We start from the raw sequence: 24,225 nt of genomic DNA, 5'->3' as shown, positions 1-24,225 counted from the left end.
ACTAGTTTGATGATAATCTTACTGGTAAAATTAGATAAATATAATTATCGTTTGACACAGGTTTCAATATTCCTGGACTTAAATTTGTAGTAAATTCTAAGTATACCTCTTCATCTTCCATTATTTTTAAAACATCTATCAAATACTTGGAGTTAAAGGCAATTTCAACTTCTTCTCCTTCAAAGTCAATATATATTTGTTCATGTACTTTACCTAACTCTGAATTTGAAGTAATCGTCATCTTGTCATCACTAATTGTGAATTTTACTAAATTGTTTTTCCCCTCCCGTGCTACTAGAGAGGCTCTTTCTATGCTATCAAGTAAATTTCTAGTTTTAACTTTAACTTTGGATTTATATTCCTTTGGTAGTATTTGTTTATAATTAATGAATTCTCCTTCTAAAAGCCGAGAAATCATTTTAGTATTTCCAATAACAAATAATGCATGATTATTTGTTAAAGTAATGGTAAGTTGTTCTTCATTATCTGAAATAATACGATTTATTTCAGATAATGTTTTTGCTGGAATAATAACCTTATTATCTATATGAGATTGAATTTTACCTTTTTTTAAAGCCAATCTATAACCATCTAAAGCCACCATATTTAATGTATCATTTTCGATCTCCACTAAAGCTCCTGTTAAAACAGGCCTTGATTCATCCTGTGATGTTGCAAATACCGTTTGACGAATCATATTTTTAAATAAGTCTTGAGATATTTCATAAGAATAATCCTCTTCTATAGTTGGTAACTCTGGGAAATCCTGAGAATTATAGCTAACAATATTAAATTCACTATTTTCACACTTTATATAAATCTGGTTATTTTCTTCTAAAGAAATTTCCACCTCTGCATCTGGAAGTTTTCTTATAATTTCACTAAACAATCTAGCATCTACTACTACAGATCCTTTATTATGTGTCTTTGCTTCTACTATATGCTCTATTCCTATTTCTAGGTCTGTAGCTACTAACTTTAGATAATTATCTAATGCTTCTATATAGATCCCTTTTAAAATAGGTAAGGTTGTCTTAGAAGAAACTGCTTTTTGAACGATATTAATACTACTCAATAAGGCTTTTTGGTGACATGAAAATCGCATTTGTGGATATCCTCCCTCTCTAAAATATATATAAATAATAAAAAAATATAGTAGTAATAGTAGTAGGGCCTGTGATTTTGTGGATAAATAGGTAGAAGAGTTAAATTCATCAATTATCCACATGTGGGTGAAATGTTAAAAACCTGGTGAAAGTTGTCCACATATTCTATAAAAATAAAAGACACATGAAGTTATTAAAAATTGTACACAAGTCCTTGTTGATGAATCAAAGCAACTAATTACCTTTTAGCTCTTCCATAATTTTTTCTATTCTTTCTTTAAAAAGAGGATCATTTTTAATATCATTGGATACTTTTTCATGAGCATGCATAACAGTAGTATGGTCTCTACCCCCAAACTCTTCTCCAATTTTAGGTAAAGATAAGTCTGTTAATTCACGAGTGATATACATAGCAATTTGACGAGGATATGCAATCGCTCTTGTTCTTTTTTTAGAATCCAAATCTTCAATTTTGACATTAAATTTATTAGAAATAACTTCTTTAATAAGAGGAACATTTAATTGTCTAGCTTTAGAAGAAAAAATCTCCTTTAAAGCTTCACTAGCTAAGTCTAAAGTTACTTCACTATTGGTAAGTGAAGAATAGGCAACAATACGAATTAACGCTCCCTCCAGTTCTCTTATATTGGACTGAATTTTTTTAGCAATAAAAAGCATGACTTCATCTGAAACATCAATATTTTCCATCTGAGCTTTTTTTCTTAATATAGCAGTTCTTGTTTCAAAGTCAGGTGTTTGAATATCCGTAATAAGTCCCCATTCAAATCTAGTTCTTAAACGATCTTCAAGAGTTGGTATGTCTTTAGGGGGACGGTCACTGGAAATAATAATCTGTTTATTAGACTCACGTAAGGCATTAAAGGTATGAAAAAATTCTTCTTGAGTACTTTCTTTACCAGCAATAAATTGAATATCATCAATTAGTAAAACGTCTACATTCCGATATTTATTTCTAAACTCTACATTACGATCATCCCGTATAGAATTGATTAATTCATTTGTAAAGGTTTCAGAAGATACATAAGCCACTTTTGTATTAGGATTATTTTGTAAAATATAATGACCTATAGCATTCATTAAGTGGGTTTTACCTAGACCAACACCTCCGTAAATAAATAGAGGATTATAAGCCTTAGCTGGGGACTCAGCCACCGCTACACAGGCTGCATGAGCAAACCGATTACTATTACCAATAACAAAAGTATCAAAGGTATACTTAGGATTTAGTTGAAGATTTGATAGACTATCTGTAGATAACCTATTATTGCTGCGGCTATTGCTCTTATCTAAATTTTTGAAATTATCTTCCGTTGGTATGATAATTTTAATCACATATTGCTGAGAGGTAACCTGTTTAATAGCGTTGCTTATTAATGTAATATAACGGGTATTTAAGATATCCTTGATAAAATCATTAGGCGTACCTAAGACAATTACATCATTTTCAAAAGAAATAGGCTCAATTGCTTTGATCCAGGTGTTAAAACTCACTTCCGTTAATTCCGCTTTTATTAAGTGTAGAGTTTTTTCCCAGATTTGAGGTAGGTTGTCCTTCATAATACCAAATATCCTCCTATCTGTATTTTTTCTAAAACAAATAAAAATGTATATATAATAATTGTGAATAAAAAATTCTTTATGTAATTTTAAAAAAAAATTCATATATAAGAACAAAAAAGAGCGGAATAAAAAAAGTATCCCAAGAATTATCCACAATAGTAACAAAAAAAATAAGTTTTTCAAAAAAAAACAAGTTATAAATTTTACTAACATGGTTATTAATAATGATGTGGATAAATTAGTAAAAACCCAGTTTCTTATATTATATAAAGACTTATCAACAATATCAACAACTATTTTTTCAACATTAAAAAATAGGCCTATAGATAGTTGATAAGTAAAGTTAAAGAAAAACTTTAACTTATACACAACAATATCCACAAAATGTGCATAAATGTGTATAAAGTGAATAAATTTATTAAGATTATCAACAAGTAAAACTATAATAACAAACATGTGTAAAAAATTCAATAAAAACTAAAAAATTATCCACAAAAATATAAAATGTTAATAAATTTATACACAATTTACTATATTGGTTTTAACTTGACACTTTTTATCAATACCGTTATAATCTATTTGTAGTGTGTTCAAATTTAAGTTTTTATCATATGTTAATAAATCAATATGATCATATAGAAGTACTTATGAAGTACTTGAAGGGGGTGTACTTGTGAAGCGAACATATCAGCCAAAGAGAAGACAAAGAAGTAAGGAGCATGGTTTCAGAAAAAGAATGCAAACCAAAAATGGTAGAAGAGTACTAAAAAGTCGTAGATTAAAAGGCAGAAAAAGATTGACAGCATAAGGCCGCACTATGTGGCCTTTTTCTGTAGTTATGTTTAAAATCAAAAGATGAGTTAAACTAAAGGGAGGATGGATTGGAGGGAAAAAATGAAGGCTGCCAATAGGTTAAGAAAAAATAACGAATTTCGGAGAGTATATAAAGAAGGCAATTCGATGGCCAATAGGTTACTTATTTTGTATATAAGGAAAAATGATTTAGATTATAATCGGGCAGGCTTCACAGTTTCAAAAAAAGTTGGGAAAAGTGTTGTGAGAAGTAAGGTAAAAAGACAAATAAGAGAAAGTTATCGGTTAAATGATGATAAAGTGATTCAAGGCTACGATTTGGTTTTTGTGGCTAGGACAGGGTGTAGTGAAGCTACATATAAGGAAATAGAAAGTGCTTTACTTCATTTATTAGGAAAAAAGAAATTATTATCCAAAAGATAGTGGATATTATTTTATTTGGAGAGAATAATATGTCTAAAGCTTGTATATTGTTAATATCCTTTTATCGAAAATGGATTTCACCTTTAAAAAAGCCTACCTGTAGATTTTATCCCAGTTGTTCTCAGTACAGTATTGAGGCTTATGAAAACTATGGTTTTTTTAAGGGTTCTTACTTAACTTTAAGAAGAATATTAAGGTGCCACCCCTTTCACCCAGGTGGATATGATCCTTTAAAAAAATAAAAAAGTCTTCTTTTGGAAGATTCATCGGTTGACTTTTGTGAAACCAATAATGGAAACTATAATTAATTATTATTAATGAAGGTTATGATTTCCTATTGGTTATAAAATTAAAAATATTTAGGGGGTTTTAAGTTTGAATTTTATTGCACAACCGTTAGGCGCATTATTGAGATTTATATATCAGTTAATAGGAAACTATGGGCTATCTATTATTGTATTTACTGTCATTGTAAAACTAGCAATGGTTCCTTTAACAATTAAACAAACAAAATCTATGAAAAAAATGCAGGAGATTCAGCCGAAGATTAAAGAAGTACAAGCAAAGTATAAGAATGACCAGGAAAAAATGAATACAAAGGTGATGGAACTTTATAAAGATCATAATGTTAGTCCTTTTGGTGGATGTTTACCCTTGTTAATTCAATTTCCTATCATTATTGGTTTATTTACAGTACTAAGAAATCCAGTAAGCTATGGCTTTGCACAAGAGGTTGTAGGGGCTGGCTTTTTATGGCTACCTAGTTTATCTCAAGCTGATCCGTGGATATTACCATTATTGGCAGGAGGGAGCACTTATTTGACTAGTGCTACTATGGGTTCTGCAGGTGGTAAACAGGATCCAACTCAAAACATGATGAAATATTTCTTTCCTATTATGATGATTTGGATGGCTAGGACCTTGCCAGCAGGAGTAGCTTTGTATTGGGTAGTAAGTAGTTTATTTCAAGCAGCACAACAAATAATTATTAATAAACCCTATTCTACATTAAAGGAGGGTTCAAATTAATCATGAAATCATTAGAAGCGGTAGGAAAAACCATCGAAGAGGCTATCCAGCTAGGACTTGAGGAATTAGGAAAAAAGAGGGATCAGGTTGAAGTAAAAATTATGGAAATACCTTCTAAAGGATTTTTAGGATTTATTGGATCTAAGGCGGCAAAAGTAAAACTTACTATTGTTGATCATCCAGAGGAAGATGTTAGAAACTTTTTAAGGGACTTGTTTCAAGGTATGGATTTGGAAGTACAAATAGAAATTGAGAGAAAAGGTGATAAACTCAATATATACTTAGAAGGGCCTAACATGGGGGTCATTATCGGTAGACGGGGACAAACTTTAGATGCAGTGCAGTATTTGGCAAGTTTAGTGGTGAACAAAGGTAAAGAAGATTATTTAAAAGTGTTTATAGACACAGAGAATTATAGAAAGAAAAGAGAAGAAACTTTAATTAAGCTTGCAAACAAAATGGCAAGAAAAGCAAGGAAAATAGGGAAAACTATTACATTAGAACCCATGAACCCCTATGAAAGAAGGATTATTCATTCTACATTGCAGGGAAATCCCTTTGTACAAACCTATAGTGAAGGGGAAGAACCTTTTAGAAAAGTTGCAATTACTATTAAAAAATAAAAGAATCATTGATTCTAAAATCTCTGGCTCTGGGCCAAAGATATCAATAAGGTATATTTTTTTGAAACTTTATTTGGTATTCTACCACAGTCGTTAGAAACCCAGTTTTTAAACTGGGTTTCCTTTTATCCTTTTTTATTGTATCGCTAAATGAAAATTTTGGTATAATAACATAGAACAAAGAAAGATGAATAATAAAATAGAGGTGAAAAGAAATGATATATATAGATGATACCATAACAGCTATAGCGACAGCGCCTGGAGAAGCTGGTATAGGTATCGTAAGGATTAGTGGAGAAAAGGCTTTAATTATTACAGATGAAATATTTGAATCAAAACAGGGTAAAAAATTAAGTGATTATCCTGTAAGAAGAATGACCTACGGGTATATCATCGATCCTGATAGAAACGAAAAAATAGACGAGGTATTGGTATATTATACAAAGGGTCCTTATACTTATACAAAAGAAGATGTAGTAGAGATTAATTGTCATGGAGGTGTCATACCGGTTAAAAAAATATTAGAACTGGTGTTAAGAAAAGGGGCAAGAGCAGCAGAACCAGGAGAATTTACTAAAAGAGCTTTTTTAAATGGTAGAATTGACTTAGCTCAGGCAGAAGCGGTAATGGATTTAATTAGTGCCAAAACTGACAAAGGTTTTGATGTAGCATTAGATCAGCTAGAGGGTGCTTTATCCAAAAAGGTTAGTGTTACTCGACAAAAATTAATGGACATGTTGGCCCATATAGAAGTTTCTATTGATTTTTCTGAAGAAGATATAGACGAAGTAACCTTAGATTATTTATTACATAAAAGTAAAGAGGTTGAGAAGGACATTGAAGTATTGTTAAAGACCGCTGATACAGGAAAGATATTGAGGGAAGGTTTAAGTACAGTTATTGTAGGAAAGCCTAATGTAGGAAAATCTTCATTGTTAAATGCTCTTTTAAGGGAATCACGGGCGATTGTTACAGAAGTTCCAGGAACAACTAGAGATGTTATAGAAGAGCACTTAAACATTAGGGGTATTCCTTTAAAAATCATAGATACTGCTGGTATAAGGGAAACAGAAGATATTGTTGAGAAAATAGGAGTAGAAAAATCTAAGGAGTTTTTTAATAAAGCAGATTTAATTATTTTCATGTTAGATATTTCTACGAAATTAACAAAGGAAGACCTTCAAATATTAGAGTTAATAGAGAATAAGAAAGCTTTAATTCTTATGAATAAAACTGATTTACCTCAAAAAGCAGATTTAGATAAGGCCAAAGAGTTAATAAAAAATAAAAAAATCATCAAAATATCCTTGATAGAGGAAAAGGGGTTAGAGGAGGTAGAGGAAGCTATAGAGGAATTGGTATATAAAGGGGAAATCAAAGCAAAGGATAGACTCCTAGTAACCAATGTAAGGCATAAAAATTCTCTTGAGAGGGCCTTACAAAGCATGAAAGAAGGTACGGAAGCTATTGAAAAAAAAATGCCTTTAGATTTTGTTGAGGTGGATGTTAAAAACACATGGGAAGCATTAGGGGAAATCACTGGAGATACGGTGGCTGAGGATATCATCGACCATATTTTTAAGAATTTCTGTATTGGAAAGTAGAGATATACATCTCTATGCTTTTATTTTAATACCTACGATCTACGGTTTCGCCCTTGAGTTAAAATGAGACTTAATTCATAAGTAGGCAACCGAAAGTTTGGTTTGTAACTTTCAAGTCGATCACTTAGTTTGTTTATCTATAAGTAGATGGACAAAAGTTTGCACTTCAACTTTTGTGGCAGTCACTTAGTTTGTTTATCTAGAGGATGGTTTTTTCCTCTGAATTGTAGCCCTTAGTGTATTAAAGTAAAGATATGTAAGGACATATTCATACAGTTTATGGAGGTATAGGAAATGGATATTCGATATGATGCGGGGAATTATGATGTAGTTGTAGTAGGAGCTGGACATGCCGGCTGTGAAGCTGCACTTGCTACTTCAAGAATGGGATGTAAAACATTAATATTAACTTTAACATTGGATGCTATTGCTATGATGCCATGTAATCCATCTATTGGTGGTACTGGTAAAGGACATTTAGTTAGGGAAATTGACGCTCTTGGAGGTGAAATGGGAATCAATATTGATAAATCCTTTGTTCAAAGTAAAATGTTAAATACGGCTAAAGGACCAGCAGTACACTCTTTAAGAGCTCAAGCAGATAAATCAAGATATCATATAGAAATGAAAAAAACCTTAGAAAATGAAGTTAACTTAGATATAAGGCAGGGAGAAGTTGTTGATTTAATTGTGGAGGAGAATAGAGTTCAGGGTATAGTTACGAGGACTGGGGCTGTATATTATGGGAAGGCAGTTATCTTGGCAACAGGGGTTTATTTAAGAGGGAAGATATATATGGGAGAAGTAAACTATGAGTCAGGACCTAATGGTTTATTTCCTGCTCAATATCTTTCTGAAAAGTTGAAGGAAATAAGCTGCAATATGCGGCGATTTAAGACAGGAACCCCTGCTAGAATTCACAGGGATACTATTGACTTCTCTGAAATGTCTATCCATGCAGGAGATGAAGAGATAGTACCCTTTTCCTTTTTAAATGATAAACTGGAGATTGAACAACAACCTTGCTGGTTAACCCGTACTACAGCAGCAACACAAAAAATCATTATGGAAAACATCAATCGCTCAGCTATGTATAGGGGAGATATGGAAAGTGTAGGACCAAGATATTGTCCTTCTATTGAGGATAAAATGGTTCGTTTTCAAGATAAACACTCTCATCAATTATTTATTGAACCAGAGGGACTAGATACCAAGGAAATGTACCTACAGGGAATGTCGACAAGTCTCCCAGAAGAAGTACAAGAGGCTATGGCAAGGACGGTAGTAGGACTTGAAAAGGTAAAAATTATGAGGCCAGCCTATGCTATTGAATATGATTGTATTGATCCTACTCAGTTAAAGCCTTCTTTAGAAATAAAACATATTAGTAATCTCTTCAGTGCTGGACAATTTAATGGGACCTCAGGCTATGAAGAAGCAGCTGCCCAAGGTTTGATGGCAGGAATTAATGCGGTATTAAAGCTTCAAGAGAAAGAACCCTTTATTTTAGATAGGTCAGAAGCTTATATAGGGGTATTGATTGATGATTTAGTTACCAAAGGCACCAATGAACCCTATCGAATGATGACCTCTAGAGCAGAATATAGGTTGGTATTAAGACAAGATAACGCTGACCTGAGGTTAACTCCAAAGGGATATGAGGTTGGTTTAGCAAAAAAAGATAGATATGAAAAATATTTAAATAAAAAACAGCAAATAGAAGAAGAAATGGAAAGATTAAAAAGCACTATTGTTTCACCTGAAAAAGCAAATTTTCTTTTGGAGAAATTAAATAGTGCCCTTATCAAGACTGGGATAAGTCTTTATGATTTGTTAAAAAGACCAGAAATTTCCTATGATAATATTACAGCCATCGATCCAAATAGGTCTAATGAAATCTTAAGAGACGCCGCAAAGCAATGCGAAATTATAGTGAAATATGAAGGCTATATTGATAAGCAATTAAAGCAAATAGATCAATTTAAAAAGCTAGAAAATAAGAAACTTAGTGAAGAAATTGATTATAATGGAATAGAAGGATTGCGACTGGAGGCAAGACAAAAGTTAAATAATATTAAACCTCTTTCTGTGGGACAGGCTTCTAGAATATCAGGAGTTTCACCTGCTGATATTTCTGTGCTATTGGTCTACTTAGAACAGAAAAGAAGGCAAAGAGGGGGTAGTGAATAAAAAATGGAGTTGAAAAAGCTTTTGCAAGAAGGAAGCATAGAATTAGGAGCACAGATTGAAGAAAAACAAATTCATCAACTATTGAAATACAAAGATATACTATTGGAATGGAACCAAAAAATGAATCTAACAGCGATAGAAGAAGAAAAGGAAGTGATTATTAAACATTTTCTTGACTCTATCTCCTGCGTAAAAATAGAGCAGTTAAGAAATAATGGTAAATTAATTGATGTAGGAACTGGGGCAGGATTTCCTGGTATACCTCTTAAAGTTATTTTTCCTCAATTAAAGTTAACTTTATTAGATTCCTTGAATAAAAGAATTAACTTCTTAAAAGAGGTTTGCCTTCAACTGCAACTAGAGGAGGTAGAATTTATCCATGGTAGAGCTGAAGATTACGGACAAGAGAAACGATATAGAGAAACTTATGACTATGCAGTGGCAAGAGCTGTAGCTCCATTAAATATATTAGTAGAGTACTGTCTCCCTTTTGTTAAAGTAGGGGGGTACTTTATTTGTCAAAAAGGTAAAGCTCTACAAGAAGAGTTACTTGAAGCAGAAAAAGCTATAAAGGTATTGGGAGGAAAGATAGTAGATAAAGAAGATATAACTTTACCCTTTAGTGATATCACCCATTCTATACTACTTATAGAAAAAACTAAACAAACTTCGACAAAATATCCAAGAAAAGCAGGTTTACCTACTAAAAATCCTATAAAATAGTTTATAAAGATAAAATTTTGTAAAACGAAAAAAAAAATTTTCCCATTAACTTTAGAAGGAGACAATATATTTTTATAGAAATAGTAATACATAGAAATTCCTTAAAGAAAAGAGGGATCGGGATGAGTAATGCTGAAAAAAAAGTTCTTGAAATATCCATAGATTCTGTTATTTCCAACCCCTATCAACCTAGAAAAAGCTTCTCTCAAACAAGTCTTCAAGAGCTAAGTCAATCAATAAAGTCATATGGCGTATTACAGCCTATAAGTGTTAGACAAATAGGAGAAGGAAAATTTGAATTAATAGCAGGAGAAAGAAGAGTAAAAGCGGCAAGATTAGCCAACTTAATAACCATACCAGCCATTGTTAATAATCAGTTTAATGATAAAGATTCAGCGGTTTTAGCTATTATTGAAAATCTACAAAGAGAAGATTTAAACTTTATAGAAGAGGCAGAGGGTTATGCTAATCTAATCGAAGATCATGGCTTAACACAACAGGAATTGGCTGTTCGGATAGGGAAGAATCAATCTACTATTGCAAACAAATTAAGAATTCTTAGATTAGGGGACGAGATAAAACAAAAACTGTTAGAACATAATTTAACAGAAAGACATGGAAGAGCATTGCTAAAGCTTCCAGATGAAGAATTAAGGCTTATGGTCTTAGATAAAATCATTAAAAATGATTATAATGTTAAAAAAACAGAAGAATTTATACAAAGCATGTTAGAGGAGTTAACTGCGGAGGAAGAACCTAAGCATAAACAAAACATTAAGAGCTTCATGAACTATAGGATTTACATTAATACGATTAAACAGGCTTACGAAGCTATTAAAGACAAACAAGGAAATGCTGAATTCAAACAAGTAGATAAAGGGGATTTTATAGAAGTAACGGTTAAAATTCCTAAAGCATAACCTTAAAAAGAAATAAACCTTAAAAAGATTACTAGAGATTGTAGTAATCTTTTTGCACTTTGTGAAAGTGACTGACATCAAATCAAAGATTTGGGTTATCTACTTTTCTAACTAATGGATGGAAGTTATGTAATATCTATTATTGAATGAGACTTTAAAGTTAACATTAAAGTTAATAAACTTTAAATTTTACCACTTAAAGTTAAAATACCAATAATAACAAAAGCTATACCAGCAGCTGTTTGTAAATAGTGGGTAGGGATATATTTACTTAAAAAGGTTCCAGCAAATACACCAATAAGAGAGCTAAGTATTAAGGCTAAAGAAGCTCCAATAAATACTGGCCAGATGGATCTAGATTGTGTAGCAAGAAGCATAGTTTGAAGTTGTGTTTTATCTCCTAGTTCTGCAACAAATACAATAAAAAAAGTTGTTACTATAATTCTTAGCATTTTTAAGCCTCCTCAAGGATCCTCTTAATAGGCATTTTGTAGAAATACTTCCTTAGTTCTTGTTGGCTATAAGTAATTATATTCTCTAACAACCCGTATTATTAGTAAAATGTTATATCTTAGAGAAAACACCTTCTTATCAAGGAATAGTAAAAGTATTTATACTTTAAAATAAAAATCAGAAAATTACAAAGTTTTTCTTGATTTTAAAAGGAGAATTTAAAATTTTTTAGAAACTTAATAATATGAAAATTTATAACAAATAGTTTAAAGGGGGCAGACTTAATGGCCAAGGTAATAGCAATTTTCAACCAAAAAGGAGGCGTTGGCAAAACAACAACCAATGTTAATTTGAGTGCATGTGTTGCCAACAAAGGTAAAAAGGTATGTGTAATAGATATTGACCCTCAAGGTAATACAACCAGTGGATTTGGTGTTGATAAAACACAACTAGAATATAGTATTTATGATTTGATGATTGATGAGGTAAATATTAGAAAAATAATTATACAAACAGAATATGAAAATATTGATTTAATACCTTCTAGTAGTGAGTTGGCAGGGGCGGAAATAGAATTGGTTTCTACTAATGATAGGGAAAGAAAGTTAAGAAAAGCTATAAATGAAATTAGAGGGGATTATGATTATATCTTCGTAGACTGCCCTCCTTCTTTAGGATTATTAACAATAAACTCTCTTTCAGCCGTAGATAGTGTTTTAATACCAATTCAGTGTGAGTATTACGCGCTAGAAGGAGTTAGCCAATTAATGAACACCATTCAGTTGGTAAAACAGAGTTTAAATCCTAGTTTAGAGGTTCAAGGTGTTGTTTTAAGTATGTTTGATGGAAGAACTAATTTATCAATCCAGGTGGTAGATGAAGTGAAAAATTATTTTAAAGGAAAGGTATATACTACCATTATACCTAGAAATGTTCGGCTTGCAGAGGCTCCAAGTCATGGACAACCTATTATTTACTATGATAACAAATCTAAAGGGGCAGAAGCTTATCTTGAATTGGCGGAGGAATTTATAGAACTGGAAGAGGATGTGATATAGATGACAAAAGCAGCTAAGAAAAAAGGGTTAGGGAAAGGCCTGCAAGCTCTAATACCACAACTTAGCAGGGTAGATATTGTTGAAGAGATAGTAACTGAAGATAGTATAAAGAACATTAACATTAATAAAATATTTCCTAATGAACATCAGCCTAGAAAAGATTTCAACAAAGAGGCACTACAAGAATTAGCAGAATCAATAAAACTCCACGGATTAATACAACCGATTGTAGTAATAAAAAAAGAAGATGGCTATATGATTATCGCTGGTGAAAGAAGATGGAGAGCTGCTAGAAATGCAGAGTTAAAGGAAATTCCTTGCATTGTTAAAAAACATAATGAGCAACAATTAATGGAAATATCTCTTATAGAAAATATCCAGAGGGAAGATTTAAATATTATGGAGGAGGCAAAAGCTTATAAATATATCATTGATACTTACCAAGTTACACAAGATCAATTAGGAGAAGCTTTAGGAAAGAGTCGACCTTATATAGCTAATATTTTAAGATTATTGCAATTAGATAACCGAGTTATAGGCATGATAAAGGAGGGGAAAATTTCTGCTGGACATGGACGAGCTTTGTTAAGCATTGATAATAGTGATAGGCAATATGAAATTGCTAAAAAAGTTGAAGAGGAACATTTAAATGTTCGTCAAGTAGAAGAATTAATGAGAAATCTTTCTAATTCTAAGAAAAAAGAGAAGGAAAATAAAAAAGAGAAGGATTTTATGCTTATAAAGTTTGAAGAAGATTTAAAAAGTTTTTTTGGAACAAAGGTAAATATAACAAAAGGCAGAAAAAAAGGAAAGATTGAGATCGAGTATTATAATGATGGAGACTTAGAAAGAATATTAAGCCTATTGGAAACAAGCAGTTAATGTTTCACATGAAATATTATCTATAAGATATTAACAATAAAATTAAACCTCTTGAAACAGCCATAAAAGAATGAAAAAATGCTGTTTGAGAGGTTTTTTAATATTTAGTATTTTATGTAAAAAAAACATTGATACTTATCTTATTTTTTTATATAATTAAATTAAAGTTTAATAAAACGTTTACGTAAAACGTTTACGTAAGTATTTTATCAAACAAAAGTTGTGATTAGTAAGTATAGTGCTAGGGGGATTCTAGGAAGCAGAAGTTTTCTAGGAAGGAGCAAAAATTCTTGTTTAAAAACAAAAAATTGCTCAAAATCTATTTTTAAAGTTCGAAATATTCGAAAAGTGGAGGGAAAAAAATGAAAAGAATGTTTATGTTTGTTTTAGTAATCATCATGGTGGCATCACTTGCATTAACGGGCTGTAGCACAAAAGCACCAGAGGTTAGTACGGAAGGTGAAGAAGAACCATTGAAAATAGCGGTATTATTAAATGGTAATTTAGGAGATAAATCCTTCTTTGATTCAGCTAACGAAGGGGCTAAGGAAATTCAATCAAAATTTGGAGCTATAACAAAGGTAATCGAAATGGGTCCAGATCAGATGAAATGGGAGCCAACTCTAGCAGATGTTTCTGAAGAGGATTGGGATATCATTATTTCTGGAACCTGGCAAATGCAAGAGTACTTAGAAAAAATAGCACCAGAATATCCAGAAAAGAAATACATATTATTTGATGCGGCAGTGGATTATAGTAGTGGAAATTTTGGAAACATTTATTCTATTAACTACAAACAAAACGAAGGGTCTTTTTTAGCAGGAGCTTTAGCGGCTAAAATTACAACTTCCGATATGGAGTTAGCAAACCCTGAAAAAATGATAGGTTTCGTTGGAGGAATGGATATACCAGTTATTAATGACTTCCTTGTTGGTTATATTCAAGGAGCTCAATACGTTGATCCAGAGATAAAAATTGCTATTTCTTATATAGGAGATTTCTTTGATAGTGCCAAAGGAAAAGAAATGGCACTTGCTCAATACAATCAAAAAGTAGATTTGGTATTTCCTGTCGCATCTCAAGCTGGATTAGGGGCACTAGATGCAGCTAAAAGTGAAAAGAAATATGCTATAGGCGTTGATTCAGACCAAGCTATGATTTTCAAGGGCTCAGATAATGAAAAGGCTGAATTAATTTTATCATCTGTTCTAAAAAGAGTAGATCAATCTCTAGTTAGAGCCATAGAGTTAGAGATTGAGGGAAAATTACCTTGGGGTACAGCGGAGGCTTTGGGATTAAATGAAGAATCAATAGGATTGGCTAAAAATGAATATTATGATAAGAATATTCCACAAGAATTAAGAGATTTAGTAGAGGAGATATCTGCTAAGATCATTAGTGGAGAGATAAAAGTTGATACTGCTATAGGAATGGATACAAATAAATTAGATGAAATAAGAAATTCAGTAAAGCCATAAAGAAATAGCTTGTTCAAAAATATTTACATTCGAGATACAAAAAACCTGATGACCCTAGTATATAAAAAAAGTACGTAAGGGGGTTGGCTTTTAGAAGTAGCCAAAAGGTGGAGGTTTTTCAAGGGATTTAGGATATGCACTGGTGAACCAGTGCATATCTTTTAAATAGAACTTTAAAGTTGAGGTGACGGACTTGGGAAATGAAATATTATTAATGAAAAACATAACCAAGGTATATCCCAATGGTATAGTAGCAAATAAAGATGTAAATTTTTCTGTAAACGAAGGAGAAATCCATGCTTTAATGGGTGAAAATGGTGCAGGAAAAAGTACGCTTATGAAAATGCTTTTTGGACTTGAAACCCCTGAAGAGGGAGAAATTTTTATTAACGGGAAAGCCATAAAAATAGATTCCCCTACAACAGCTATAAAAAATGGGATAGGCATGGTACATCAACATTTTATGCTAGTTCCATCCTTAACTATAGCAGAGAATATGGTGTTGGGAATAGAACCAAGAAAAAATGGCTTCATTGATTTTAAAAAGGCAGTAGCTATAACGGAAGAGATTTCTAAAAAGTATAACCTTATTGTTGATCCGGAGGCAAAAATAGAAGACTTACCAGTAGGCATGAAGCAAAAAGTAGAAATATTAAAGGCACTTCTTAGGGGAGCAGAGATTTTAATATTGGACGAGCCCACAGCAGTTTTAACACCACAGGAAACAAAGGAATTGTTCGAAGAATTAGTTACCTTGAAAGAAAAAGGACATACTATTATTTTTATTTCCCATAAATTAAAAGAAATAAAAGAAATTTGTGATAGGATCACTATATTAAGAGGTGGACGAAGTGTAGGAGTACACCATGTCAAGGATGTAACCCAGGAAGAAATATCAAGGCTTATGGTAGGCCGTGATGTTGTTTTAAAAATTGATAAAACACCAGCAAAACCTAAGGAAATTGTTTTAAAGGTAAAAGAAGTAAACCATATAGATGTTATGGGGAAAAACATATTAAATAAAATAAGTTTTTTTGTCAGAGAAGGAGAAATTGTAGGAATAGCTGGAGTTGAAGGTAATGGACAAAGAGAATTAATAGAATTGATTACAGGACTAGATCAATATGATGAAGGCAGTATTGTTATTTGTGATAAGGAAATTAGGGATTTAACGATAAAACAAATAAGGGATTTAGGCATCTCCCACATCTCAGAGGATAGAATGACTTATGGGGTTGCAGAGTTTGCCTCTATTGAGGAAAACATTATTTCTGATAGGTTTGATAATAAAGATCTTAATAATAAAGGGCTCCTAAAAATAAGAAAAATACAATCCCTCGTTAAACAGCTTATTGATGATTATAAAGTGAAATGCGATAATGGACAACAGCCGGTGAAAATGCTTTCGGGGGGAAATATACAAAAAGTTGTTGTTGCAAGAGAATTTTCCTCATCCCCCAAAATTATCATAGCCAACCAACCAACTAGAGGAATAGATGTAGGTGCTATTGAGTTTATCTATGAAAAATTGATTCAGCTTCGAGATGAAGGTGTTGGCGTTTTATTGATATCTTCTGATTTAAATGAAGTGATGGAATTAAGTGATCGTTTGCTGGTAATGTATGGTGGTGAAGTAGTAGCTTCTTTTGAAGATAGCACTAAGGTTACGGAAGAGGAGTTAGGTATGTACATGCTAGGAATAAAGAAGCAAGTTTTCGAGGAAAAAAGGAGGGTTGAGAATGAGTAATAAAAAAATTGAAACACAATTTGAGATCATAAGAACCTTTGTGGCAATTTTGATGGCAATGACGCTAGCACTACTTATTATTTTATTAGTAAGTAAGCAACCAGTAGATGCCTTAACCTCTTTTTTAACAGGTCCCTTTTCCTCCATAAGACGATTTGGAAACGTAATAGAGATGACGATTCCCTTCGTTTTTTCTGGCTTAGCGGTGTGTGTTATGTTTCAGGCAAAGCAGTTTAATATGATCGGGGAGGGAGCTTTTTATGTTGGTGGCGTGGCGGCTTCCTTTATAGCGGTTAAATTTCTTCTCCCAGCGGGAATACATCCTTTTGCAGCTATTTTATTTGGAGGCGTTGTTGGAGGTCTTGTTGGTTTACTTCCGGGTTTTTTAAAGGTAAAATGGAATGCCAATGAGTTGGTTTCCTCTTTAATGCTAAACTATGTCTGTTTATACCTAGGATTATATATGATGAAAAGCACCATAAGAGATCCTAATGCTGGCATGATTGGTTCTTATGTGTTTCCTGAGACAGCTATGTTAAAGAAAATATTGGCTGGAACAAGAATTCATTCTGGTCTATTTATTGCTATATTATTTATTGCCCTCACCTATTTATTTATGTATAGAACAAAATGGGGTTATGCTTTAAGAATGACGGGATTAAACGAAAGTTTTGCAAAATATTCTGGTATCAATACGAAAAGAGTTATCATCTATTCTCAGGTTATAGGCGGTTTGATAGCAGGCATAGGAGGTGCTACAGAAATACTGGGGATGTACCAAAGATTTCAATGGTCTGCTTTGCCAGGATATGGATTTGACGGAATTATTATTGCAATATTAGCTAGAAATAATCCAATTTTTGTACCCATTGCGGCCTTCTTTTTAGCTTATCTAAGGGTAGGTGCAGATATCATGGCAAGAATGACAGATGTTCCAAGTGAAGTTATATCTGCGATACAAGCAATTATTATTGTATTAATAGCAGCAAAAAGATTTTTGGCAAAATGGCAACATAAAAGAATTATTAAAAATTCTCAAGAAAAACTTGCTGTTAAGGAGGGATAGTAGATGGAAAATTTATTGCCGATCATATTTTCAACCAGTTTTGCCTACTCAGTCTTAAGGGTAACAACCCCCATACTATTCGCATCTTTAGCAGCCATCATATCAGATAAAGCAGGTGTTATTAATATAGGATTAGAGGGAATTATGCTTTTTGCAGCTCTAATGGGGGTGATTTCCAGTGCCTTTACCCAAAGTGTACTCATAGGAGTATTATGTGCAGTTGCTACCGGAGTTTTATTATCTTTGGTATTAGCTTATTTCTCCTTAAACCTTAAATCTGATATTATTTTGACGGGGATTGCGCTTAATCTCTTTTCCAGTGGAGGGACAGTATTTCTATTGTTTTTAGCGGCACAAGACAAGGGTATTTCTGTATCACTACAGAGCAAGGTGGTGCCAGAAATTTCTATTCCATTGATCAATAGCATACCTGTGTTAGGAGAAATCTTATCAGGACATAATATTTTGACCTATGTCTCTTTACTATGTGTATTTTTAATTCATCTGTTTTTATATAAAACGCCTTTGGGGCTTAGAATAAGAGCAGTGGGAGAAACTCCAAATGCAGCTGATTCAGTAGGGATCAGTGTAAGAAGGATACAGTACATGGCGTTAATGATCAGTGGTGCCCTTGCAGGTTTAGGAGGAGCTTATATGTCAATGGGCTACGTTTCTTGGTTTTCCAGAGATATGACGGCAGGAAGAGGGTTTATAGCCCTTGCTGCGGAAGCTATGGGAAGAGGGACTCCTTTAGGAACATTTTTGGCAGCTATAATATTTGGTTTTGCAGATGCCTTATCTAATGTGATGCAATCCTTAAGGGTACCAGCAGAGTTTGTACAAATGATTCCCTATGTAACCACTATTTTGGGATTAGTCATTTATTCGATAAAACAAAACAACAAAATTAAGAAATATAGGAGGAACCAGGTATGAAGAAACCAGTGATTATGGATTGTGACCCTGGGCATGATGATGCCATCGCCCTTTTATTGGCCTTTGCTAGTGATAAACTGGAGGTAAAGGCAGTAACGATTGTTGCAGGAAATCAAACCCAGGAAAAAACATTAAATAATGCCTTAAGGGTATTAAGCTTTGCCAATATAGAAGCACCTGTTGCTAGAGGGGCTGAGAAGCCTTTGATGCGGGAGCTAATCACTGCCCCAGAAGTTCATGGAGATAGTGGATTAGATGGTCCTGAATTGCCAGAAGCTACCTTAAAACCAGTAGATTTATCTGCCATAGAGCTTATAGCAAAGGTTGTGAGGGAAAGTGATGAGAGGATTACTTTAATTCCAACCGGTGCTTTAACAAATATAGCGAAGTTTATTTTATGTTATCCGGAGTTGAAGAATAAAATCGAGCGAATTTCTCTTATGGGAGGGGCTTGCGTTGGTGGAAATTGGAGTCCTGCGGCAGAGTTTAATATACTAGTAGATCCAGAGGCAGCAGATATTGTTTTTAAGTCAGGGATACCTATTACCATGTGTGGACTAGATGTAACCCATAGGGCCTTAATCTATGAGGAAGATATAGAGAGAATTAGAAGTGTAGGGGGGAAGGTAGCTGTTATGGTGGCGGAGCTTCTAGAGTTTTTTGCCAAGTTCCACATGGACACAGGTTTTGAAGGAAGTCCTCTTCATGACCCATGTGCAGTAGCTTGGGTGATCGATCCTACCATTATAAACACAAAAAAACTCCATGTAGATATTGAAACAACAGGAATCCATACACTAGGAGCAACAGTGGTGGACTATCATGATGTTTTAAAAAAGGAAAAAAATGCAGAGGTTGCTTTTGATATTGATAGAGAAAAATTTGTTGACATGTTGGTTGAGGCAATGAAATTCTACCAATAAAGGAGGAACAGCTATGAAAACACCTGTAATTATTGATACGGATCCAGGAATTGATGATGCAGTAGCCATATTTTTAGCCTTCTCACAGGAGAAGATTTTAGATGTTAGAGGCATTACAACTATAGCTGGAAATGTAAATGTAGATAGAACTACAAGAAATGCATTGGATTTAGTAGGCCATATAGGGAAAAATGCAAAAATAGCAAAGGGAGCTCCCAAACCATTACTAAGATCATTAAAAACTGCTGAAGAAGTCCATGGAAAAACAGGGTTAGGACCTGTAGTGTTGAAGGAAAGTAAGCTGAAGTTCTATGAAAAGAAGGCTTGGGATCTTATTCATGAAGAAGCTGAAGCTTGGGATGGTGAACTTGAAATAATAGCATTAGGACCACTTACCAACATAGCTATCACATTGATAAAATATCCTGATATCAAGAAAAAAATCAAGAAAGTCACTTTAATGGGAGGGGCTTGTTTTTTAGGGAATGTCACTCCTTCGGCGGAATTTAATATATATGTAGATCCAGAGGCGGCAGATATTGTATTTCAGTCTGGGATACCTATAACCATGGTGGGGTTAGATGCAACCCATCAAGCACTTCTTTATGAAGAGGATATAGAAAACCTTACTTCTAGGAAAAATGTGATTTCTGAAACTCTAAAGATAATTTTAAAGGAAAATCTGGCCTTTCAGAAAAAAGTGGCTGGTCTTGAAGCTGCCATCATGCATGATGCTGTTGCAGTGGCTGCTGTGATTGATCCAACCATTATCCAGAAAAAGCATTATTATGTAGCTGTTGAAAAGGAGGGCTTCTTCACCTATGGGAAAACGGTGGTGGATTTAAATAAAGTCACGAAAAACAGCCCCAATGTAGAAGTAGCCTTAGGTGTTGATAGATTAAGATTTATTGATATGCTTAAGGAGATGATGAAGACTTATGAATTATTATGATATTGTATTAAAAAATACTAACATGATTGATGAAGAGGGAACCATATCTTATGGTAGAAATATCTGTATTCTCAAGGGGAAAATAGTAAAAATAACAGAAAATTGCCAAGAGGATGGACAGGAAGTTCTAGATTGTAGTGATCACTTCATTACCCCTGGCTTTGTAAATCTACATACCCATGTTCCTATGGGAATACTGAGGGGTTTAGCAGAAGATGTCTATATAGAAGATTGGTTTAATAAAGAGATATTTCCCTATGAAAGCCAATTTACAGCTCAGCATGTTTATTATGGAGCTTTGCTAGGGATTCATGAGATGATGGATAATGGTGTAACTGCCTTTGCAGATCACTATTTTTATGCAGAGGCAATTTGTGATGCGGTTATTGAAAGTGGCATTAGAGGGGATATTGCACCGACTTTATTTGGAATAACCGATAACTTTGAAGAAAGCTTTGAAAGTGTAACGCTTCTTATTGAGAAAAGAAGAAATGAAAACAATCGACTAAAGCTAAGAATGGGTCCCCATTCACCCTATACCTGTCCCCTAGACACGTTAAAAAAAATCATTAAAAAAGCTAAAGAATTAGAAGTAGGAATTCATATACATCTATCAGAAACAAAAGAGCAGGTAGAGGAAAGCTTAAAGCTTTATAAAAAAACTCCTTTTGAAGTATTGAAGGAGGTGGGAGGATTTGAGATTCCTGTTATTATAGGACACGGACTATGGATAACAGAAGAAGATAGGAAATACTTAAATGAGAAAACCTACATAGCTGTAAGTCCAAAAACCTATATGAAGCTAGGGATGGGTATTGGGAGGATATGGGAAAAATCTCATGAATTGTCCTTATGCATAGGTACTGATGGGGCTGCCAGCTCCAACACCTTAAATCCACTAGAACAAGTAAGGTTGCTGGCATTACTGGGGAAATTAAATGACAATGCTAGAGCCTTTACCCTTAAAGAGATGTGGCAGATACTAATGAAGGGGCATGAAGCGCTGTCTTTTAAATCTGGGATTTTGAAGGAAGGGTATGCTGCGGACTTATTAATATGGGATTTACATAAGAGCAATACCTATCCTGTCTACAATCCTCTAGCCTCCATTCTTTATAGTGGTGAAAGCAAAAATATAGTTCATTCCATTATAGATGGCAAATTTGTAAAAAAGAACAACGAAGTATTGTTCATGAATAATGCTATAAAAGAGGGGCTTAAGCAATGCTGTCAAGATATTTTAAGTAGAGGAAAGGGAGAGAAAAAAGTCAACTATTAAAAGGAGGACTTAGGGATGAGGAAAGCTTGGGAAATGGAACATGAATTAATGCAAAATGCTATTCCTGTTGTTTTAGAGGAAGAAGATCAAACGTGGGAAGAAGGAGCAGAGTTTGCAGGAGACTATGAAGTAGCAAAATTAAAGCTTCAATGGAAAAGTAATGTACCAGGCTCCTATGCTCCAGAGAGAATTATCATAGGTGCTATACAATCTATGGAGAACATGGGTTACTATGTTGAGGAAGCGGAAAAACTTATACCTCAAGGCTTAAAAGCATTGGAAGAGGAGGATATTATAAGTTTAAATAAAGTATCTGCTAAAATCTATCATATCCTAAATGAGGCAAAAAAAGATCTAAGTGCAGATTATTGGCAATATAAGCAGTATGAGGATTGGGAGGATTATAAAAGATCAGTAAGCTTTGTGAACTATCCTAAACTTGATTTTGATGGAGAATCTTTTCAAGAGAAAATATTAGCTGGATGGTTGGCACAAATATGTGGAGGAGCTTTAGGAACTGCTATTGAAGGATATACAACAGATAATATTGAGAAGACCTTCGGAGAGATATGGGGTTATGTAAGAAAACCAAACACTTACAATGATGATATTACCTTTGAATTGGCTTTTTTAAAAGCCTTCTATGAAAAGGGATATGCTATTACCTCTGAAGATATTGCTGAAGAATGGGTTGGGATGATTCCCATGGGTTGGTCAGCGGAAGACATTGCATTAAAGAACATAAGATCTGGTGTATATCCGCCTTTAAGTGGAAAATTCAATAACTATTATCGTGAGTGGATAGGGGCTCAAATGAGAGGAGCTATCTGTGGCATGGTGGCACCTGGAAATCCAGAGGAAGCAGCCAGACTAGCTTGGCTGGATGCTGTTATTTCTCATCATAACAATGGTGTTATTGGGGAGATTTTTAATGCAACCTTAGTATCTCTAGCTTTTGTTGAAGAAGATGTAAGGATTTTATTAGAAAAAACAATAGAAATGCTTCCAAAGGATTCAGAGTATTACGCTGTAATAGATTTTGCCTATACCCAATGTAAAAAACATCACCATTGGAAAGATGCTTGGAGGCCCTGTGAAGAAAAGTTTAAAAAGTATAATTGGATTCATGCCTATCCTAATGCGGCAGCAGAAGTGATCGCCCTTTATTTTGGAGGAAATGATTTTGATGAGACTATGCATATTATATCTATGGCAGGACAGGATGTAGATTGTAATGCTGCACAGATTGCAACCATCTACGGAATCCTTCATGGTTTAAAGGGTATAGATAAAAGGTGGGTAGAACCCATTGGTGACGATTTAAATACTTATGTAAGAGGGATGGAAAAGTTAAAAATCAGCGAGGTAGCAGCATTAACAATTGTGGCTATAAAAAAAGCTGAAAAGGGAGAATAAAGAATGAGATTTACCATAAAAGATATTGCTAGAGAAGCGAATGTTTCTATAGCCACAGTTTCTAGAGTGATTAATAATAAAAATGAGGGTATGAGTCTAGAAACAAGAGAAAAAATCTTAAATATTATGAAAAAGCATAACTATGTCCCAAGTAGTCTGGCTAGGAGTATGATAACGAAAAAAACCAATATCATAGGCCTTATTTTGCCTGATATTAACAATCCTTTTTTTCCTGGAATTGTTAGGGGGGCAGAGGATGCTGCCAATAGTTATGGATATAATATCATCCTATGCAATACTGACGATAATCCTGAAAAAGAAAAAACCTATATAGAGATACTGAAGGAAAAATGTGTAGATGGAATGATCTATACCTCCACATTAAATCCTATTGATGAAAATCTACAACTATTTAAACGGCATAAGATACCTACTGTATTTGTGGATAGAATTGTAGAATCTGATGATATACCTTTTATTTTTACTGATGGGAAAAAAGGAATGTTTAAAATCGTAGAATATCTAATACAGAATGGACATAAAGAAATAGCTTACATTGCTGGAGAAAAAAAATCACAGTTTAACCATAGTAGATTAGAAGGCTATAAAAGTGCTCTTAGTAAATACAACATACCTTTAAATCAGAACTTAATTTTTATGGGAGATTATAAGCTTAGTGGAGGAAAAAGATGCATGGAGTCATTGTTAGACTTAAAGGAAAAATTTTCTGCAGTAGCCTGTGAAAATGACCTTATGGCTATTGGTGCCTTAGAAATGTTAAATGACAGAAAAATAAAAGTTCCTAGAGAAATATCTATTACTGGATACGATAATATTTTTTTAACCAATGTAACTTCTCCTAAAATAACCACCATAGCTCAACCAATTTATGAGATGGGATACAAAGCAATGGAGCTACTTATAAAAATCGTCAATAAGGACAACGATCCAGTAGATAACAAAATCATATTAGAACCAGAGCTAGTAATAAAAGACTCTGTTTGGAAAAGAGGGGATTGATCT

At 33.5% G+C, this 24,225-nt stretch carries 23 protein-coding genes; 20 read left to right on the top strand and 3 right to left on the bottom strand.

The features are described from left to right. Position 1: 1 nt before the first annotated feature. Positions 2–1,105 (bottom strand): DNA polymerase III subunit beta, encoded by a 1,104-nt coding sequence (gene dnaN, locus CHB72_RS13645; RefSeq protein ID WP_089283433.1) that lies wholly within the window; start codon positions 1,103–1,105, stop codon positions 2–4. A 235-nt stretch (positions 1,106–1,340) separates the two neighbouring features. Then, entirely contained in the window at positions 1,341–2,684 is a 1,344-nt protein-coding gene (gene dnaA, locus CHB72_RS13640) for a chromosomal replication initiator protein DnaA (RefSeq protein ID WP_089283432.1), read from the bottom strand. Between the two features lie 676 nt (positions 2,685–3,360). On the opposite strand from dnaA, the gene rpmH reads away from it, so the two are divergent. From rpmH to noc, 9 genes are all read left to right on the top strand, one after another. Next, entirely contained in the window at positions 3,361–3,495 is a 135-nt protein-coding gene (rpmH, locus tag CHB72_RS13635) for a 50S ribosomal protein L34 (RefSeq protein WP_089283431.1), read from the top strand. Between the two features lie 86 nt (positions 3,496–3,581). Then, positions 3,582–3,923 (top strand): ribonuclease P protein component, encoded by a 342-nt coding sequence (gene rnpA / locus CHB72_RS13630; RefSeq protein WP_089283430.1) that lies wholly within the window; start codon positions 3,582–3,584, stop codon positions 3,921–3,923. Positions 3,924–3,952: 29 nt separating this feature from the next. Then, the gene (gene yidD, locus CHB72_RS13625; RefSeq protein WP_089283429.1) at positions 3,953–4,165 is read left to right on the top strand and encodes a membrane protein insertion efficiency factor YidD; all 213 of its coding nucleotides are present in this window, start codon (positions 3,953–3,955) and stop codon (positions 4,163–4,165) included. Between the two features lie 133 nt (positions 4,166–4,298). Further along, positions 4,299–4,952, top strand: a complete 654-nt coding sequence (locus CHB72_RS13620; RefSeq protein ID WP_089283428.1) for a YidC/Oxa1 family membrane protein insertase — start codon at positions 4,299–4,301, stop codon at positions 4,950–4,952. 2 nt (positions 4,953–4,954) lie between these two features. After that, complete coding sequence (jag, locus tag CHB72_RS13615) at positions 4,955–5,575, top strand: RNA-binding cell elongation regulator Jag/EloR (protein ID WP_089283427.1); 621 nt, start codon at positions 4,955–4,957, stop codon at positions 5,573–5,575. Positions 5,576–5,793: 218 nt separating this feature from the next. Then, the gene (gene mnmE, locus CHB72_RS13610) at positions 5,794–7,179 is read left to right on the top strand and encodes a tRNA uridine-5-carboxymethylaminomethyl(34) synthesis GTPase MnmE (RefSeq protein ID WP_089283450.1); all 1,386 of its coding nucleotides are present in this window, start codon (positions 5,794–5,796) and stop codon (positions 7,177–7,179) included. A 294-nt stretch (positions 7,180–7,473) separates the two neighbouring features. After that, positions 7,474–9,369 (top strand): tRNA uridine-5-carboxymethylaminomethyl(34) synthesis enzyme MnmG, encoded by a 1,896-nt coding sequence (gene mnmG / locus CHB72_RS13605; RefSeq protein ID WP_089283426.1) that lies wholly within the window; start codon positions 7,474–7,476, stop codon positions 9,367–9,369. A 3-nt stretch (positions 9,370–9,372) separates the two neighbouring features. Further along, positions 9,373–10,092 (top strand): 16S rRNA (guanine(527)-N(7))-methyltransferase RsmG, encoded by a 720-nt coding sequence (rsmG, locus tag CHB72_RS13600; protein ID WP_089283425.1) that lies wholly within the window; start codon positions 9,373–9,375, stop codon positions 10,090–10,092. A 122-nt stretch (positions 10,093–10,214) separates the two neighbouring features. Beyond that, on the top strand, positions 10,215–11,012 hold the full coding sequence (gene noc / locus CHB72_RS13595) for a nucleoid occlusion protein (RefSeq protein ID WP_089283424.1): 798 nt from the start codon (positions 10,215–10,217) through the stop codon (positions 11,010–11,012). 182 nt (positions 11,013–11,194) lie between these two features. On the opposite strand, the gene CHB72_RS13590 is transcribed toward noc, so the two are convergent. Beyond that, entirely contained in the window at positions 11,195–11,464 is a 270-nt protein-coding gene (locus CHB72_RS13590; RefSeq protein WP_089283423.1) for a TMEM165/GDT1 family protein, read from the bottom strand. 285 nt (positions 11,465–11,749) lie between these two features. Here CHB72_RS13590 and CHB72_RS13585 point away from each other — a divergent pair, with 285 nt between their 5' ends. The 11 genes from CHB72_RS13585 (at position 11,750) to CHB72_RS13535 (ending at position 24,222) form a co-directional block, all read left to right on the top strand. Then, on the top strand, positions 11,750–12,523 hold the full coding sequence (locus tag CHB72_RS13585; protein ID WP_089283422.1) for a ParA family protein: 774 nt from the start codon (positions 11,750–11,752) through the stop codon (positions 12,521–12,523). Then, entirely contained in the window at positions 12,524–13,405 is an 882-nt protein-coding gene (locus CHB72_RS13580; protein ID WP_089283421.1) for a ParB/RepB/Spo0J family partition protein, read from the top strand. Positions 13,406–13,767: 362 nt separating this feature from the next. Continuing rightward, positions 13,768–14,883: a BMP family ABC transporter substrate-binding protein gene (locus CHB72_RS13575; protein ID WP_089283420.1), complete on the top strand. Its 1,116-nt coding sequence runs from the start codon at positions 13,768–13,770 to the stop codon at positions 14,881–14,883. A 193-nt stretch (positions 14,884–15,076) separates the two neighbouring features. Then, complete coding sequence (locus CHB72_RS13570) at positions 15,077–16,630, top strand: ABC transporter ATP-binding protein (protein ID WP_089283419.1); 1,554 nt, start codon at positions 15,077–15,079, stop codon at positions 16,628–16,630. Further along, positions 16,623–17,696 (top strand): ABC transporter permease, encoded by a 1,074-nt coding sequence (locus CHB72_RS13565; protein WP_089283418.1) that lies wholly within the window; start codon positions 16,623–16,625, stop codon positions 17,694–17,696. The genes CHB72_RS13570 and CHB72_RS13565 overlap by 8 nt, the downstream gene beginning before the upstream one ends. 3 nt (positions 17,697–17,699) lie before the next feature. Then, positions 17,700–18,632 (top strand): ABC transporter permease, encoded by a 933-nt coding sequence (locus CHB72_RS13560; RefSeq protein WP_089283417.1) that lies wholly within the window; start codon positions 17,700–17,702, stop codon positions 18,630–18,632. Next, entirely contained in the window at positions 18,629–19,555 is a 927-nt protein-coding gene (rihA, locus tag CHB72_RS13555) for a pyrimidine-specific ribonucleoside hydrolase RihA (RefSeq protein WP_089283416.1), read from the top strand. Before CHB72_RS13560 ends, rihA begins: the two co-directional genes overlap by 4 nt. A 13-nt stretch (positions 19,556–19,568) precedes the next feature. Continuing rightward, positions 19,569–20,507, top strand: coding sequence for a nucleoside hydrolase (locus CHB72_RS13550; protein WP_089283415.1), 939 nt, complete (start codon positions 19,569–19,571; stop codon positions 20,505–20,507). Next, positions 20,494–21,786, top strand: coding sequence for an amidohydrolase family protein (locus CHB72_RS13545; protein ID WP_089283414.1), 1,293 nt, complete (start codon positions 20,494–20,496; stop codon positions 21,784–21,786). Before CHB72_RS13550 ends, CHB72_RS13545 begins: the two co-directional genes overlap by 14 nt. A 15-nt stretch (positions 21,787–21,801) precedes the next feature. Beyond that, positions 21,802–23,202: an ADP-ribosylglycohydrolase family protein gene (locus CHB72_RS13540; RefSeq protein ID WP_089283413.1), complete on the top strand. Its 1,401-nt coding sequence runs from the start codon at positions 21,802–21,804 to the stop codon at positions 23,200–23,202. 3 nt (positions 23,203–23,205) lie between these two features. Beyond that, entirely contained in the window at positions 23,206–24,222 is a 1,017-nt protein-coding gene (locus tag CHB72_RS13535) for a LacI family DNA-binding transcriptional regulator (RefSeq protein WP_089283412.1), read from the top strand. The last annotated feature ends 3 nt before the right edge of the window (positions 24,223–24,225 follow it).

Origin of the sequence: Anaerovirgula multivorans (genome assembly GCF_900188145.1) — a bacterium.
Lineage (GTDB): Bacteria > Bacillota > Clostridia > Peptostreptococcales > Natronincolaceae > Anaerovirgula > Anaerovirgula multivorans.
The sequence above is the reverse complement of the archived record's forward strand: the minus strand, read 5'-3'. Positions and strand labels throughout refer to the sequence as shown.

Excerpts from the sequence above, each read along its gene's own strand:
- CHB72_RS13535 (WP_089283412.1), top strand. The coding sequence starts at position 23,206 with ATGAGATTTACCATAAAAGATATTGCTAGAGAAGCGAATGTTTCTATA.
- CHB72_RS13580 (WP_089283421.1), top strand. The coding sequence starts at position 12,524 with ATGACAAAAGCAGCTAAGAAAAAAGGGTTAGGGAAAGGCCTGCAAGCT.
- rsmG (WP_089283425.1), top strand. The coding sequence starts at position 9,373 with ATGGAGTTGAAAAAGCTTTTGCAAGAAGGAAGCATAGAATTAGGAGCA.
- CHB72_RS13590 (WP_089283423.1), bottom strand. The coding sequence starts at position 11,464 with ATGCTAAGAATTATAGTAACAACTTTTTTTATTGTATTTGTTGCAGAA.
- CHB72_RS13575 (WP_089283420.1), top strand. The coding sequence starts at position 13,768 with ATGAAAAGAATGTTTATGTTTGTTTTAGTAATCATCATGGTGGCATCA.
- noc (WP_089283424.1), top strand. The coding sequence starts at position 10,215 with ATGAGTAATGCTGAAAAAAAAGTTCTTGAAATATCCATAGATTCTGTT.
- CHB72_RS13545 (WP_089283414.1), top strand. The coding sequence starts at position 20,494 with ATGAATTATTATGATATTGTATTAAAAAATACTAACATGATTGATGAA.
- yidD (WP_089283429.1), top strand. The coding sequence starts at position 3,953 with ATGTCTAAAGCTTGTATATTGTTAATATCCTTTTATCGAAAATGGATT.
- rnpA (WP_089283430.1), top strand. The coding sequence starts at position 3,582 with ATGAAGGCTGCCAATAGGTTAAGAAAAAATAACGAATTTCGGAGAGTA.
- CHB72_RS13585 (WP_089283422.1), top strand. The coding sequence starts at position 11,750 with ATGGCCAAGGTAATAGCAATTTTCAACCAAAAAGGAGGCGTTGGCAAA.
- jag (WP_089283427.1), top strand. The coding sequence starts at position 4,955 with ATGAAATCATTAGAAGCGGTAGGAAAAACCATCGAAGAGGCTATCCAG.
- mnmG (WP_089283426.1), top strand. The coding sequence starts at position 7,474 with ATGGATATTCGATATGATGCGGGGAATTATGATGTAGTTGTAGTAGGA.
- rihA (WP_089283416.1), top strand. The coding sequence starts at position 18,629 with ATGAAGAAACCAGTGATTATGGATTGTGACCCTGGGCATGATGATGCC.
- dnaA (WP_089283432.1), bottom strand. The coding sequence starts at position 2,684 with ATGAAGGACAACCTACCTCAAATCTGGGAAAAAACTCTACACTTAATA.
- CHB72_RS13560 (WP_089283417.1), top strand. The coding sequence starts at position 17,700 with ATGGAAAATTTATTGCCGATCATATTTTCAACCAGTTTTGCCTACTCA.
- dnaN (WP_089283433.1), bottom strand. The coding sequence starts at position 1,105 with ATGCGATTTTCATGTCACCAAAAAGCCTTATTGAGTAGTATTAATATC.
- CHB72_RS13550 (WP_089283415.1), top strand. The coding sequence starts at position 19,569 with ATGAAAACACCTGTAATTATTGATACGGATCCAGGAATTGATGATGCA.
- CHB72_RS13565 (WP_089283418.1), top strand. The coding sequence starts at position 16,623 with ATGAGTAATAAAAAAATTGAAACACAATTTGAGATCATAAGAACCTTT.
- CHB72_RS13540 (WP_089283413.1), top strand. The coding sequence starts at position 21,802 with ATGAGGAAAGCTTGGGAAATGGAACATGAATTAATGCAAAATGCTATT.